Genomic DNA, 14,598 nt, shown 5'->3' on the forward strand with positions numbered 1-14,598 from the left:
AGCGACATGGCGCGCATCAGGGCCACATTGGCCTCCGGGGATGATCTTCCGGTGCCGCGACGCGAGCAGACGTTCAAAGACAAGGACAGAAGACGGCGAAACGCGATTCTCGATAAGCGGCGCTACGGATTCGGCTACGAGATGGTATGCTCTGACGGAAAGGGATACGAGCCTCCAGCGGGGCGTCTGATGCCGTTCTCGACGCGGCAGGCGTTCCGTGCGATGTTCAATCCTTTGAACTGAGAGTAGACCCCCCGAATCCTTACGCGCTCAGAAGAGGCCCGGCCCTTTTCAGACGGCACGGGACCTGTTAGAATGCCCCCATCGGCTCAATGGCGAGCCGTAACTGAAGAAACGAGCAATGACGCTCATTTGGACCGAACAGGGTCTGGGTGGGCGTTTCTGTTTTCCGGGCATGAGAGGCGCAAATGAGTATGCAGGAGTTCGCGGTCTTTTGGGGTTGCACAATCCCGGCGAGGCTTCCATTTATAGAGAAGTCCACGCGACTGGTGATGGGCGATCTCGGCGCGACCGTTCATGAGCTGCCCGGGCACACGTGCTGCCCCGAGGGGACACTCGTGAAGGCGAACAACCAGGACGCATTCTATACCGCCTCGGCACGCAATCTCGCCATCGTTGAGCAGGCTGGTCTTGGTGTGGTCACGCCGTGTAACGGCTGCTACTCCACATTTAAGGAATCCTCCAGTCACTTGCGTAGCGATTGGCGTGCTCGCGAGGTCGCAAATCAGCGGCTCGCCAAAGAGGGTCTGCGCTACGATGGTGACCTCGATATCGTGCACTTCGCCGAATGGTTGGCCGACAGCGTCGGTGCCGATTCACTCAGTGCCAAGGTGGTCAAGCCTCTGTGGGGCATGAGGGTGGCCGTACATTACGGCTGTCATCTGCTGCGTCCGCAGCCGGCCGTGCGATGGGACGACCCGCTCCAGCCAACGAAGGTTGAAGAGCTCGTAGCGGCGCTCGGTGCGGAGGTCGTGGACTACGCCACCAAGATGCAGTGTTGTGGCGGCGTGCTCGACCGTGTGGGCGAGCGCGAGGGCTCACTCGCGTTCGCGCGACGCAAGCTCTATGACCTCCAGAAAGAGGAAGTCGACGCGCTCGTAGTGGTTTGCCCCAGCTGCTTCCAGCAATTCGATCTTAATCAAGCGGCGCTGCAGCGCGCGAACGAGGATTTGCATGTGCCCGTTTTCTACCTGTCGGAACTGATCGCGCTTGCGATGGGACACACTCCCGCCGAGATGGGCCTGGATATGCACCGCGTGCCGGTGAACCCGTTCCTTGCAAAGTGGGAGGCGCGCGCCTGTGACCGGAAGCAGCTGGCGGAGCACTTTGACGTGCAGTTGCTCGTGAAGTGCGAGTCGTGCCAGGCCTGCAAGGACGACTGCCCTGTGTGTAAGGTCGATCCCACCTTCCAGCCCACGGAGATCATCTCGGCGTTGCTGACTGGGCGCCTTGAAGAGGTTGTAGCCGACAATCAGCTGTGGAAATGCCTCGAGTGCTACACCTGCCGGGAGATATGCCATTCACGTATTGGGATGACAGATGTTTTCCGGCAGCTCAAGGAGCTTACGGTGAAAGCCGGAACCGCTCCGGAACCGGTCTCTGCCGCTTATGCCGAGTTTCTCAGAACCGGTGCGCTCGGGAAACCCCGCGAGAGCGCTCGCAAGAAACTTGGACTGTCCTCGCCTCCGGAAGGTGGCGGCGACGTGGTTGCCCGCCTGCTTACAAAGACAGAGGAGTAGAAGCCATGCCACACGATCTCGATCGATACTATGACTTCAAGCCGAGAAACTTTCGTGAGGAGTCTCCATTCAAGATTCATGGCGGCTGCGGACTGATGGGTATCTGCGACGAGAGCGGCGCGCCGATGAGTGGAGAGGCGCCGATCCTCGCTATGGCCGTGCAGCGCGACCGCGGCAATGGACTCGGTGGCGGCTTTGCTGGTTACGGCATCTACCCCGACTTCCCTGACCACTTCTGCTTTCACATGATGTACCACGACCTTGGAGCCAAAGAGGCGGCCGAGGTGATCCTCGACCAACATTTCTTGATCGAGGTGGCCGAGCCGATACCCACCCGGTCCGTCAAAGGCATTACCGGCGCCCCGCTTCTGTGGCGTTACTTCATGACACCTCACACGCACATGCTCGAGGAGCGTGAGGTCTCGGAAGAGGATTACGTTGTGAGTCTGGTCATGCTTTTGAACTCTCAAGTGGACGGTGCGTTCGTGGCTTCCTCGGGTAAGAACATGGGCGCCTTCAAGGGCGTGGGCTATCCCGAGGAGATCGGCCACTACTTCTGCCTGGAGAAATACGAGGGCCACACATGGGTCGGGCACAACCGGTTCCCCACAAACACCCCAGGCTGGTGGGGCGGCGCTCATCCCTTCACACTGCTCGACTGGTCGATAGTGCATAACGGCGAGATCTCGAGCTATGGCATAAATCGCCGCTACCTGGAGCAGTTCGGCTACGCATGCTCGCTCGGCACGGATACCGAGGTTGTCGCGTACCTGTTTGACTTGCTTCTCCGCCGGCACAGGCTGCCCATCGAACTCGCCTGCAAGGTCCTCGCACCGCCACTGTGGTCCAGGATCGACCGCATGCCCGCTGAAAAGGCCGAGCTCATGCGTTCGCTTCGTGCGGTATACGGCCCGGGCATGCTCAACGGCCCCTTCGCTATCGTGCTCGGTTTCAACGGAGGAATGGTAGCGCTGAACGATCGTATCAAGCTTCGCCCGCTTGTGGCCGCACGCAGCGGCAGCAAGGTCATGGTGGCCTCCGAGGAGAGCGCCATTCGCACCGTACTTCCCAAACCCGACGAGTTGTGGACGCCCAAGGCCGGTGAGCCCGTCATCGCCCGGATCAAGGGAGTGCAGTCACCGTTGTCGCCGATTGAGGCTTCGCGCGCAGTGATAACTGCCGAGATGGCGTACACCGCCGAGGAGGTCATGGTCTGAAATGCGACAATCTTTCATCCAGCCTGAGTTCCGGGTCAAGATAGATTACGACAAGTGCCACAAGTGCGGCAGGTGCGTACAACAGTGCGGTTGGGATGTGTATGACTTCAGCGAGCGTCCCATTCCGCATGACGAGAGGTGTCGTGCCTGTCACCGCTGTGTGACATTTTGCCCGGCACACTGCATAACTATAGAGAAGAATACGCTCGCCTTTCGTGATAATGACAACTGGTCTACCGACGCGCTAAAAGCGGTTTGGAGGCAGGCCGAGACAGGCGGCGTTCTACTTACCTCCATGGGTAACCCGCGCCCCTACGAGCGTATCTTCGACAAGCTGGTGCTCGATGCGTGCCAGGTCACGAATCCTTCCATCGATCCGCTCCGCGAGCCAATGGAACTGTGTACCTACCTCGGACGCAAGCCAGATAGCGTCGAGGTTGTTTCGGACGGCAACGGCGGCTTTATGCTCGCCGATGGCGCCGGCATGCACCACAATATCAAGCTTGACACACCGATTGTCTTCTCGCCGATGAGCTATGGTTCGGTGTCGCTGGGCGTCCATCGCTCACTCGCGATGGCGGCTGAGCGGTGCGGCATCCTCATGAATACCGGCGAAGGAGGTCTGCACGAGGATCTTCACCCATTTCAGGACAACGTGATCGTGCAGGTGGCCTCGGGTCGCTTCGGCGTATCGCGCGAGTACCTGCAGCGCGCCGCCGCTATCGAGATCAAGATCGGTCAGGGCGCCAAGCCGGGCATCGGCGGACATTTGCCAGGCGAGAAGATCGACCGCGAGGTCTCGGCCACGCGTATGATCCCGCAGGGCAGCGACGCCATTTCGCCTGCGCCGCACCACGATATCTATTCAATCGAGGATCTGCGCCAGCTGATATACGCACTGAAGGAGGCGAGCGGCTACAAGCCGGTGGGCGTGAAGATCGCGGCTGTGCACAACGTGGCGGCTATAGCGAGCGGTATTGTGCGCGCTGGAGCCGACTACATCTACCTCGACGGCTTCCGCGGCGGCACGGGTGCGGCCCCCGCCGTCATTCGCGATCATGTCGGTATTCCGCTAGAGATCGCGATAGCCGTTGTGGACCAGCGCTTGCGCGAAGAAGGCATCCGCAACCAGGCCTCCATCGTGGCTGCGGGTTCCATCCGCTCGTCGGCAGACGCTGCCAAAGCAATTGCGCTTGGCGCGGACGTGGTCGCCATCGGAACTGCGACGCTTCTCGCGCTTGGCTGTCACCTGTGCCAGAGCTGTCATACCGGCAGGTGCTCGTGGGGCATCACTACGCAGAAGCCGGAACTCACGCGTCGCATCGATCCAGAGTGGGGTGCCGAGCGGTTGACGAATCTTGTGAATGCATGGAGCCACGAGCTTCAGGAGATCCTGGGTGCGCTCGGGGTGAATGCGGTGGAGAGTCTGCGCGGCAGCCGAGAGCGACTGCGTTCAATCGGACTCGACGAGTCAACAGGTCTCATTCTCGGCGTCAAGCCGGCCGGACTTTAGGAAGAGAGGAGTTGAAGAGATGATAAAGCCAGCAAGTATCGCTCCGCCCGCTGGCGTGATCGAAGGTTATCGCTACATGGCACCGGTGGTCGAGCGTGACGGAGAAATCGTGCGTATCGACGCACAGGGCGTGTACTTTCAGCAGTTGAACGGCGCAGTGCGCGATGAGATTGCGGCAGGGGCGAAGCTTATCAAGATCGCGAATGTTAACGGTCAACGCTACATCGGTACCGGTCTTGGCGTGTCCGGCGTGAAGATCGAGATCGAGGGTACCGCGGGCAATGACCTCGCAATGCTCACCGACGGCATAGAGATCGAGGTGTTTGGTAATGCCCAGGACGGCGCGGGTAACACGATGAGCAATGGCCGTATCGTTGTGCGCGGAGACGCTGGCGATGTGCTTGGTTACGGCATGCGTGGCGGGTGCGTCTACGTAAAGGGTGACGTGGGCTACCGGGTGGGCATCCACATGAAAGCGTACGAGAAGCTCGTGCCGGTGTTGGTATGCGGCGGCAAGGCGCTGGACTTTTTTGGCGAGTACATGGCGGGCGGCATGCTTGTCCTGCTCGGCATGAACACGCGCGATGAGCGTCAGCCGATCGCCGGTGGGTTTCTCGGCGCAGGCATGCATGGAGGGGTCATATATGTGCGTGGCACCGTCGAGCCGTGGCAGTGTGGTGCTGAGGTGGGCATCACGACGGCGAGCGAAAAGCACATGACCGAATTGCGTCCCGTGATCGAGGATTACGCCGCGGCGATGGGGATGGATGCTGAGCATATCCTCTCTCAGCCCTTCAAGCGTATCGCGCCGATAAGCCATAGGCCGTACGCCAAGCTTTATGCCTTGATGTAACCGGCCCGCCCCATGCGGAAGATTCTCACATTGTTCTTGATTATGAAACACATACGAAACATCGGCTTCTTACACTAACGGTGTATTCATAAGCTTCGATATAGGAGGACTCGACAGATGAGCAAGAAAATGGATAAGGACTACGTGCTGAAAAGTGTGGAGGAGCGGGGCACGCGCTTCGTGCGCTTTTGGTTCACTGACGTGCTGGGTTTTCTGAAGTCGTTTGCGGTGACCGACAGCGAGCTCGAAGGTGCATTTGCCGAGGGAATGGGCTTTGATGGATCCTCGATCGATGGGTTCACGAGGATCGAAGAGTCGGACATGGTTGCCTTCCCCGACCCTTCTACGTTCCAGATGCTACCGTGGCGCAGCAATGGCGAGGACGGCGGTACTGGCCGTATGTTCTGCGAGGTGATGAACCCTGATGGTACCCCGTTCGAGGGCGACCCCCGTTATGCGCTCAAGCGTGTGCTCGGAAGGGCTGCCGACATGGGTTACACCATGTACGTGGGACCGGAACTCGAGTTCTTCTACTTTGCTGATAGCAAGGGTACCGAACTCCTTGATAATGGCGGTTACTTCGACCTTACGCCGCTTGATGCGGCGAGTGACCTGCGCCGCGATACCGTGCTCGCGCTGGAAAAACTTGGCATCCCGGTAGAGTACTCTCACCACGAGGTGGCTCCGTCGCAGCATGAAATCGACCTGCGCTACGCTGACGCCCTTACCATGGCCGACAATGTGATGACCTACCGTCTCACTGTGAAGGAGATCGCGCACGCCAACGGCGTATACGCCACTTTTATGCCCAAGCCCATCCAGGGCCAGAACGGTTCGGGCATGCACGTACATCAATCGCTTTTCAACGCCGAAGGCAACGCTTTCTTCGACGTGAACGATCCCGATGGCTACAATCTCTCGCAGGTTGGTAAGTCCTACATCGCCGGTTTGCTGAAATATGCACCCGAGTTCTGCGCGGTAACGAACCAGTTCGTGAACTCATACAAGCGCCTGGTCCCTGGATACGAGGCCCCGGTATACGTGACCTGGGCGCGCCGTAACCGCTCGGCCATGGTCCGTGTGCCGATGTACAAGCCCGGCAAGGAGGTTGCGACCCGCGTCGAGCTGCGCAGCCCCGACCCTTCGGCCAACCCTTACCTTGCCTTTGCGGTCATGCTCGGCGCCGGTCTCAAAGGCATCGAGGAAGGATTGAGCCTCATGCCCGAGGCCACGAACAACATCTTCCACATGACTGAGGAAGAGCTGGAGGCTGCAGGCATTCAGACGCTGCCGAAGGACCTTGGCGAGGCGATTGCCCTGTTCGAAAAATCCGAACTGATGAAGGAAGTCCTTGGCGAGCACATCCACAGCTTCTTCGTTGCCAACAAGAAGAAGGAGTGGAGCGAGTATGTGACCTATGTATCACCATGGGAGCAGGACAAGTATCTGGCGATTCTGTAGATCGGCGCTAACTCCGGCCGCCGATTTGGCAAACATGTAGTGACAAGGCGCCGGGCGGGAGGCTTTCCGCCCGGCTGCGCTTGAGGTGCGGAAGGAGGTTCGTTAGGTGCATGTGAAGCGTGTCGTAGTGATCTCTGACGATCGTCACTTTAGTACCTGGGTCGAGTCCGCCATCGGTGCCCTCGACGTACTTATCTCCTGCTGTCCGGCCTCTGAGCTCGGAGATCGCCTATTGAATGCTCCGGGCGATCTCGTAATCGTGGATACAGGCCGCTCGCCAAATGATGCGATCGATATGGCTGAGTCAGCAGCAGCCGGAGGCGCTGAGATCAGGATGCTGCTTGTGCTGGACCAAGAGGCCCTCGAATGCCTCCGTATGCCGATACGCTGTCTGACCGATTTCGTCGTTCGCCGAGCATTGCCCATTGAGTTGGCCGCGCGAGTACGCATGCTTCTGTGGCCCGGGGAAGAGGTGGCCGTCAACGAGATTATCCGGATAGATGGCCTCACCCTGAACCTCGCCACTTATCAGATCCACGTGCACGGCGAGCCGGTGGAGTTCGCATACCTCGAATACGCGCTCCTCTCTTTTCTCATGACTCATCCGAACCGTGTCTACAGCCGTGAGATACTGCTAAGCCGGGTATGGGACACGGATTATTTTGGTGGGGCCCGGACAGTTGATATCCACATCCGAAGGATACGGGCCAAACTGGGTCCGGAATTGTCGAGCCGCCTCGAAACCGTTCGCAGCGTGGGCTACCTCTGGCGGATGTAGACGGCCGAGGAATCACACTCAAGACATCCACGCGTTTGAGAAAACTTGACAATGGTCGAATCAGATTTTATATTGCTGAGTATCGGTAGATATTCGTACACGCTCAAGCTCTGAGCATGCGTGCACGGTGAAAGGAGAACAAGAATGGGCAAGATATTGGGAATAGATCTTGGCACTACCAACTCAGCGGTCGCGGTACTTGAAGGCGGCGAGCCTACAATCATCGTCAATGCCGAGGGCGACAGGACTACACCATCTGTGGCTGCTTTCCGCAGGGACGGCGAGCGCGTCGTGGGCAAGGCTGCGAAAAACCAGGCCATTACCAACCCGGAGAATACGATTACGTCGATAAAGCGATTTATCGGTCGCCGCTTCGAGGAGACTGATTCCGAGCGCAAGACTGTCGCTTATAACGTGAAGAAGGAGAAAGACGGCCGAGCAATAGTTGAGATCGAAGGGAAGAACTACACGCCTGAAGAGATCTCGGCGATGATCCTGCAAAAACTCAAGGCGGATGCCGAAGCGTATCTCGGCGAAAGTGTGACCGAAGCGGTTATTACCGTGCCCGCCTACTTCAATGACATGCAGCGTCAGGCCACCAAGGACGCCGGCAAGATCGCAGGGCTTGAGGTCAAACGCATCATCAATGAGCCGACCGCCGCCGCGCTCGCGTACGGCCTGAACAAGGGAGACGAGAGCCAGACGATCCTGGTTTTTGATCTCGGAGGCGGAACATTCGACGTCTCCATCCTTGAGCTGGGCGACGGAGTTTTTGAGGTCAAGTCCACCAGTGGCGATAACCACTTGGGTGGCGACGATTGGGACCAGCGAGTTATCGATTGGATCGCCGACAAGTTCAAGGCGGACCAGGGTATCGATCTGCGCGTTGACAAGATGGCGCTTCAGCGCCTCAAAGATGCTGCAGAGAAGGCGAAAATCGAGCTATCCACCACGCAGACCACGCAGATCAACCTGCCTTTCGTGACCGCCGATGCCTCAGGCCCCAAGCACCTTGATTACACCTTGACCCGCGCGGAGTTCCAGAAGGTCACGAGCGATTTGCTCGACAGGTGTAAAAAACCGGTCGAGGCGGCGATCAAGGACGCTGGGATCAAATCTTCAGAGATCGAGCACGTTATTTTGGTAGGTGGCTCCACCCGTATGCCAGCGGTGGCGGAGATGGTCAAGAGCATCACCGGAAAGGATCCTCACAAGGGCGTGAATCCGGATGAGGTCGTGGCCATAGGCGCCGCCATACAGGGAGGCGTTTTGGCAGGGGACGTGAAAGATATTCTCCTGCTCGATGTCACGCCGCTTTCTCTGGGTGTGGAGACCTTGGGCGGAGTGATGACGAAGCTCATAGAGCGCAACACCACCATCCCGACGCGGAAAAGCGAGATATTCACTACGGCGGCTGATAATCAGACTTCTGTGGAGATACACGTCTTGCAGGGCGAGCGCGAGATGGCGGCGCACAACAAGACGCTCGGCAAGTTCCACCTTATGAACATTCCGGGAGCGCCGCGCGGCGTACCCCAGGTCGAGGTTGCGTTCGACATCGATGCGAACGGGATTGTCAATGTGTCAGCCAAGGATCTTGGGACCCAACAGGAGCAGAAGATCACAATCACCGGCTCCACGGCGCTTTCCGACGAGGAGATCGACCGCATGGTCCAGGACGCGGAATCGCACGCCGATGAGGACAGAAGCAGCAAGGAAGCGGCTGAGGCGCGAAACACCGCAGACACCCTCATATACCAGAGCGAAAAGTCGATGAAAGACCTTGGGGACAAGGTGCCGACCGAGACTCGTACAGAGATCGAGGCTGCTATCGAGGAGTTGAAGAAGGACCTGGAGGGAGAGGATACTCCCAGTATTCAGGCAGCGGTCGAGAAGTTGCAGACAGCAAGCTACAAGTTGGCTGAAATTATCTATGCGGATGCCCAGGCGCAAGCCGACTCCGGAGACGGTCAGGAAACGAAGAGTGACGATGACGAAGTCGTAGAAGCCGATTACGAGGTAGTCGACGACGAAGACAAGGACAAGAAGTGATATCCGGCAAGAAGCGCAAAGATGTAGATCCGGAGCTATCCGACGATCTTGGGCCTGAGTTGGAGTTCAGGGGCGACCAGCTGATCGCCGATCTCGAGGATGCTCGCAACGAGGCGGCAGTTAACCTTGAGACCGCCAGGCGGGTCCAGGCGGAGTTCGAGAACTATCGGAAGCGGGTTTCCAGAGAGCAGGAGGCGGTAGTCAAGCGCGCCTGTGAAAGGGTTGTAGTCAACCTGCTTCCGGTGATTGACAGTCTTGAGCGGGCGATCGATCACGTAGCTTCTTCGGAGGCTCCGGAGTCCCTGGAAGGCATGAAGATGGTTCTCTCCCAGCTGCTTGACGTGGTGACCAAAGAGGGAGTAACCCAGATTGATCCGTACGGCCAGCCCTTCGACCCGCTATCGCATCAGGCTGTTGGGCAGCGGGAGGACGTAGCCGTTCCTGACGGCACAGTAGTCGAGGTTTACCAACGCGGCTATACGATGCACGGCAGAGTTGTCAGGCCTGCCTCGGTTGTCGTTTCGACCGGAGGTCCCGCACGCGAGGAGTGACGAGCCATCGTGACAGCCGGCAAGAATTACTACGACACACTCGGCGTCAAGAAGAGCGCCACTGCTGACGAGATCAAGAAGGCATTTCGTCGTCTGGCGAGGAAGCACCACCCTGATGCGGGTGGTTCCGAGGAGAAGTTCAAGGAGATCAACGAGGCATACGAGGTGCTCTCCGATACCCAAAAGCGCGCCCAATACGACCAGTATGGGCAGTACTTCGGCGGCGGTGCGCCGCCGGGCGGAGCTGCTGGATGGCCGCCTGGAGGCGCCGGCGCCGGTGGCTTCGGAGGAGGATGGACGACTGCCAATGTGGATATCGGCGATCTTTTCGGCGATCTCTTTGGTGCGGCAGGCCAGCAACGAGGCGCTTCGGCCAGGCGCGGGCACGATCTTACGTACGAGGCGAAAGTCGAGTTCGGCGAGGCCTTCAACGGCACCTCGATCAGATTAGACGTGCAGCGCATGGAGGATTGCCAGACGTGCGGCGGCAGTGGCGCGAAGCCCGGCACGTCGCGAGTTACCTGTCCTACCTGCTCGGGGAGTGGACATGTGAGTCAGGGAGGCGGGATGTTCGCGTTCCAGCGAACGTGCCCAAGGTGTGCGGGGGCGCGCACGATAATCGAGAATCCGTGCTCTGCCTGCCGAGGGAAAGGCGCGGTAAAGCGAGTCAAACCGTTGACCGTAAATATTCCGCCGGGCGCAGTCGACGGCGGGAAGCTACGCTTTAAAGGCAAGGGAGATCCCGGTGAAAACGGGGGGCCCTCGGGTGATCTATATGTTGTGACACGCGTGGGGGCACATCCGTTTTACGCACGCGACGGAGCCGATGTCATCATGGATCTGCCAATTACTGTCGCGGAGGCGGCGCTCGGCACAACGGTCACGATACCTACCCCTGACGGGAAGAAAGCCAAACTCAAGATCGCGGCCGGCACTCCTGACGGCACGGTGCTTCGGCTGAAAGGCAAGGGTGCGCCGCACCTCAAAGGTTCGGGGCGCGGAGACTTGAAAGTCAAGGTTCGGATCGCGATACCGACGAAACTTACCTCCGAGCAGCGCAAGTTGTTCGAGGAGTTGGCCGAGCTGCCTGCCGAGGATGTAAGAGCGCATATCGGATGATTCTGTGATCTGTCCTGGGGGTGGCCCAGGGCCTGACCTGACTAGTGACGAGAGGTATGGATTGCGATGAAAGACAGGAGATCGGGAGGCAAGAGCCAGCCACTTTACATGATCAGCGTTGCCGCGCTTCTCGCTGGCATGCATCCGCAGACACTGAGGATCTACGAGAGAAAAGAGCTCATCTGCCCGCAAAGATCACCCGGGAACACGCGCCTTTACTCGGAGGCGGATATTGAGCGTCTTCGGCTTATACAACAGATGACCTCCGAGGGAATAAATCTTGCGGGAGTCACTCGGATCCTGCAGCTTACAGCCGAGGTTGAGCGCCTGACGGAGGAAACCGAGGCCCTGAAAGCGCGCATCGCCGGCAAGGGCCGTGAGTTCGCCGAGACGAACAAGCGGTCTGGGCGCGAGTACAGGACGGCGATGGTGGTGGTGAGAAGCGGCGGTCTGGCGAAGCGAAGGGGTACAGGAGCGTGGGGCGACTGATGTTGATTTTGGACTCGGTATCCTGGTGAGGCGGTGTAGTCATGAGATTGGACAAGTTGACGATCAAGGCCCAAGAAGCGCTGCAGGCTGCCTCGGAGGTGGCCAGCAACGCTGACTCGCAGACAGTCGAGCCGGAGCACCTGCTCAAGGTGTTGCTCGATGCCGCGGACGGAATCGCTCGGCCTGTGGCGCAAAAGGTCGGAGCGAACGTCGACGCGCTTTCGGCGGAGGTGTCCGTCACGATAGAGAAGGCGCCTCGCGTGACGGGAACACAGGTCAGAGGGCCGGCCTCTATCGGCCCACGTTTGAACACCGTTCTCACAAACGCTTTCAAGCATGCTGAAGAGCTCAAGGACGCCTATGTCTCGACTGAGCACCTTCTTCTCGGAATCGCCGAGACCGATGGTGAGGCCGGGCGACTGCTCGGCGCGGCAGGCCTGACTGCTCCGAGGCTCCTGCACGCTCTCGAGGAGCTCCGCGCAGGCGCCAGAGTGACAGACCAGAATCCCGAAGCGCAGTTTCAGGCGCTCGAGCGCTTCTCGCGCAATCTCACGCAGGCTGCCCGTAACGGCAAGCTTGATCCGGTGATCGGGCGCAACGATGAGATTCGCAGGGTGGTGCAGGTCCTCTCTCGGCGCACAAAGAACAACCCTGTTCTTATCGGCGAGCCCGGTACCGGCAAGACCGCAATCGTCGAAGGGCTGGCCCAGCGAATAGTCGATGGCGATGTGCCCGAAAGCCTGCGGGGGAAGGACCTGGTTGCGCTCGACCTCGGCGCGATGGTCGCCGGCGCGAAGTACCGTGGCGAATTCGAGGATCGCCTGAAGGCGGTGCTGCGCGAAATCGAGCAGGCCGAGGGGCGGCTGGTGCTCTTTATCGATGAGCTTCACACGCTCGTGGGAGCGGGCGCCGCCGAGGGGGCCATGGACGCCAGCAACATGCTTAAACCGGCTTTGGCCAGGGGAGAGCTGCACGCGATTGGCGCCACGACACTCGACGAATACAGGAAGCACATCGAGAAGGATGCCGCGCTGGAGCGTCGTTTTCAGCCGGTGCTGGTGGGCGAGCCTTCCGTTGAGGACACGATCGCCATACTTCGTGGACTGAAAGAGAAGTACGAGGTGCACCATGGCGTCCGTATCACCGATAGCGCTATCGTCGCGGCCGCGACCTTGTCCGATCGCTACATCGCAGACCGCTTTTTGCCGGACAAGGCGATAGATCTCATCGACGAGGCGGCTTCACGACTGCGGATAGAGATCGATTCGATGCCCACGGAGATAGACGTGCTCGACCGGAGATTGCGTCAGCTTCAAATCGAGGAAGCTGCGCTGCTCAAGGAGTCTGATGAGGCTAGCGCCGAGCGACTCGAGACCCTGCGCTCCGAGATGGCCGGGATCACGGAGAAGCTGACGGGTCTGAAAGCGCGGTGGGAAAGCGAGAAGACGATTATCGACAAGGTTCAGCGCCTGAAAAACGAGATCGACAAGGCGAAGACAGCGGCTGAGCTCGCCGAGCGCGACGGTGATTTGGAGCGCGTCGCCGAGATACGCTACGGCCATATCTTGCAGCTGCAGCGTGAGCTGGATGAGGCCGACGCGAGGCTTGGTGATCTTCAGGCAAACGAGGCCATGCTTCGCGAGGTAGTCACGGAAGAAGAGATCGCCGAAGGGGTCTCCGTGTGGACGGGTATTCCGGTTTCCAAACTGATGCAGGGTGAGATGACGAAACTGATCGACCTTGAGTCCCACCTGCATCAGCGAGTGGTCGGACAGGACCAGGCGGTTTCGGCCGTAGCCTCGGTGGTTCGTCGCTCCAGAGCGGGACTTTCCGATCCGGACAGACCGCTCGGGTCGTTTATCTTCATGGGTCCGACCGGAGTTGGGAAGACCGAGCTTGCGCGAGCCTTGGCGGAGTTTCTTTTCGACGACGAGCGCTCGATGGTTCGCATAGATATGAGCGAGTACATGGAGAAATTCAGCGTACAGCGCTTGATAGGCGCTCCCCCGGGATACGTCGGATACGAAGAGGGCGGGCAGCTTACAGAGGCCGTCCGGCGAAGGCCCTACAGCGTGCTGCTCCTCGATGAGATAGAAAAGGGTCACCCGGATGTGTTCAACATACTACTTCAGGTGCTCGATGACGGTCGGCTCACCGATGGCCAGGGCCGAGTTGTGAGCTTTAGAAACACGATCGTCATCATGACCAGCAACGTTGGCTCGCAGTCGATCGAGGAGTTTGCGCGTTTTGGAGGCGATGAGTCCCAGATGCGCGGAGCCGTCGAGGAGGCGTTGCGCCGAACCTTCCGGCCGGAGTTTCTCAACCGAATCGATGATGTCGTGTTGTTTCATCCACTTTCGATCGAGCAGATCGCCGAGATTGTGGATATCCAGCTTCGCAAGGTGAGAAGTCGTCTCGCCGATCGGAAGATCGCCTTGGAGATCACTCCTGCGGCATTGGAGCGCCTGGCCATCGAAGGGTTCGATCCCGTTTACGGGGCGCGCCCATTGAAGCGCGTTATTCAGCGCGAGGTCGTGGATCGGGTGGCTAAGGCCCTCATCGAGGGCAGGCTATCGACTGAGGATACAGTCACTATAGACATAATCGGAGGCGAGCTGGGACTGAAGGAGGCGTAGGGCTTCTCGGCAACCGGTGTCCATTTTTTGCGGGCCTAGTGTCCGAGATGCTTCGAGACCTCGTCTTTGAGTTCGGCGCTTTTGAATGGCTTGACGATGTACGCCGCGACACCGTGCTGTCTGCCCTCGGCGAGGTCGGAAGCGGCGGCTGCCGTTGTAAGCATGATTA

The 14,598-nt window shown here is 59.1% G+C and carries 12 protein-coding genes; all 12 read left to right on the forward strand.

Translation table 11 applies throughout. The features are described 5' to 3' along the window. A partial coding sequence (locus KGZ89_02505; GenBank protein ID MBS3973724.1) for a hypothetical protein occupies positions 1–243 on the forward strand: 243 nt, incomplete at its 5' end. Between the two features lie 191 nt (positions 244–434). Next, positions 435–1,760 carry a hypothetical protein gene (locus tag KGZ89_02510; protein MBS3973725.1) on the forward strand — a complete coding sequence of 442 codons (1,326 nt, stop codon included), beginning with the start codon at positions 435–437 and terminating at the stop codon, positions 1,758–1,760. A 5-nt stretch (positions 1,761–1,765) separates the two neighbouring features. Then, entirely contained in the window at positions 1,766–2,977 is a 1,212-nt protein-coding gene (locus tag KGZ89_02515) for a glutamine amidotransferase family protein (protein MBS3973726.1), read from the forward strand. Position 2,978: 1 nt separating this feature from the next. Then, positions 2,979–4,490: a 4Fe-4S binding protein gene (locus tag KGZ89_02520; GenBank protein ID MBS3973727.1), complete on the forward strand. Its 1,512-nt coding sequence runs from the start codon at positions 2,979–2,981 to the stop codon at positions 4,488–4,490. 76 nt (positions 4,491–4,566) lie between these two features. Beyond that, the gene (locus tag KGZ89_02525; GenBank protein ID MBS3973728.1) at positions 4,567–5,343 is read left to right on the forward strand and encodes a hypothetical protein; all 777 of its coding nucleotides are present in this window, start codon (positions 4,567–4,569) and stop codon (positions 5,341–5,343) included. 117 nt (positions 5,344–5,460) lie between these two features. Then, complete coding sequence (locus KGZ89_02530) at positions 5,461–6,804, forward strand: glutamine synthetase (GenBank protein MBS3973729.1); 1,344 nt, start codon at positions 5,461–5,463, stop codon at positions 6,802–6,804. A gap of 106 nt (positions 6,805–6,910) precedes the next feature. Beyond that, the gene (locus tag KGZ89_02535) at positions 6,911–7,582 is read left to right on the forward strand and encodes a response regulator transcription factor (GenBank protein ID MBS3973730.1); all 672 of its coding nucleotides are present in this window, start codon (positions 6,911–6,913) and stop codon (positions 7,580–7,582) included. Between the two features lie 144 nt (positions 7,583–7,726). After that, a complete protein-coding gene (dnaK, locus tag KGZ89_02540) occupies positions 7,727–9,634 on the forward strand; it encodes a molecular chaperone DnaK (protein MBS3973731.1) in 1,908 nt (635 codons plus the stop codon). Beyond that, on the forward strand, positions 9,631–10,185 hold the full coding sequence (gene grpE / locus KGZ89_02545) for a nucleotide exchange factor GrpE (GenBank protein MBS3973732.1): 555 nt from the start codon (positions 9,631–9,633) through the stop codon (positions 10,183–10,185). The genes dnaK and grpE overlap by 4 nt, the downstream gene beginning before the upstream one ends. Positions 10,186–10,194: 9 nt before the next feature. Next, positions 10,195–11,304, forward strand: a complete 1,110-nt coding sequence (dnaJ, locus tag KGZ89_02550) for a molecular chaperone DnaJ (protein MBS3973733.1) — start codon at positions 10,195–10,197, stop codon at positions 11,302–11,304. 66 nt (positions 11,305–11,370) lie between these two features. Next, positions 11,371–11,793, forward strand: coding sequence for a helix-turn-helix transcriptional regulator (locus KGZ89_02555; GenBank protein MBS3973734.1), 423 nt, complete (start codon positions 11,371–11,373; stop codon positions 11,791–11,793). A gap of 41 nt (positions 11,794–11,834) precedes the next feature. Further along, positions 11,835–14,429 carry an ATP-dependent chaperone ClpB gene (gene clpB, locus KGZ89_02560; GenBank protein MBS3973735.1) on the forward strand — a complete coding sequence of 865 codons (2,595 nt, stop codon included), beginning with the start codon at positions 11,835–11,837 and terminating at the stop codon, positions 14,427–14,429. Positions 14,430–14,598 lie beyond the last annotated feature (169 nt).

It is taken from the genome of Actinomycetota bacterium (assembly GCA_018334075.1).
In the GTDB taxonomy this organism is placed as follows: domain Bacteria; phylum Actinomycetota; class Coriobacteriia; order Anaerosomatales; family UBA912; genus JAGXSC01.

Bases quoted from the DNA above. Each gene is read 5' to 3' on its own strand.
- KGZ89_02520 (MBS3973727.1), top strand. From the start codon at position 2,979: ATGCGACAATCTTTCATCCAGCCTGAGTTCCGGGTCAAGATAGATTAC.
- KGZ89_02530 (MBS3973729.1), top strand. From the start codon at position 5,461: ATGAGCAAGAAAATGGATAAGGACTACGTGCTGAAAAGTGTGGAGGAG.
- clpB (MBS3973735.1), top strand. From the start codon at position 11,835: ATGAGATTGGACAAGTTGACGATCAAGGCCCAAGAAGCGCTGCAGGCT.
- KGZ89_02515 (MBS3973726.1), top strand. From the start codon at position 1,766: ATGCCACACGATCTCGATCGATACTATGACTTCAAGCCGAGAAACTTT.
- KGZ89_02555 (MBS3973734.1), top strand. From the start codon at position 11,371: ATGAAAGACAGGAGATCGGGAGGCAAGAGCCAGCCACTTTACATGATC.
- KGZ89_02510 (MBS3973725.1), top strand. From the start codon at position 435: ATGCAGGAGTTCGCGGTCTTTTGGGGTTGCACAATCCCGGCGAGGCTT.
- KGZ89_02525 (MBS3973728.1), top strand. From the start codon at position 4,567: ATGGCACCGGTGGTCGAGCGTGACGGAGAAATCGTGCGTATCGACGCA.
- dnaK (MBS3973731.1), top strand. From the start codon at position 7,727: ATGGGCAAGATATTGGGAATAGATCTTGGCACTACCAACTCAGCGGTC.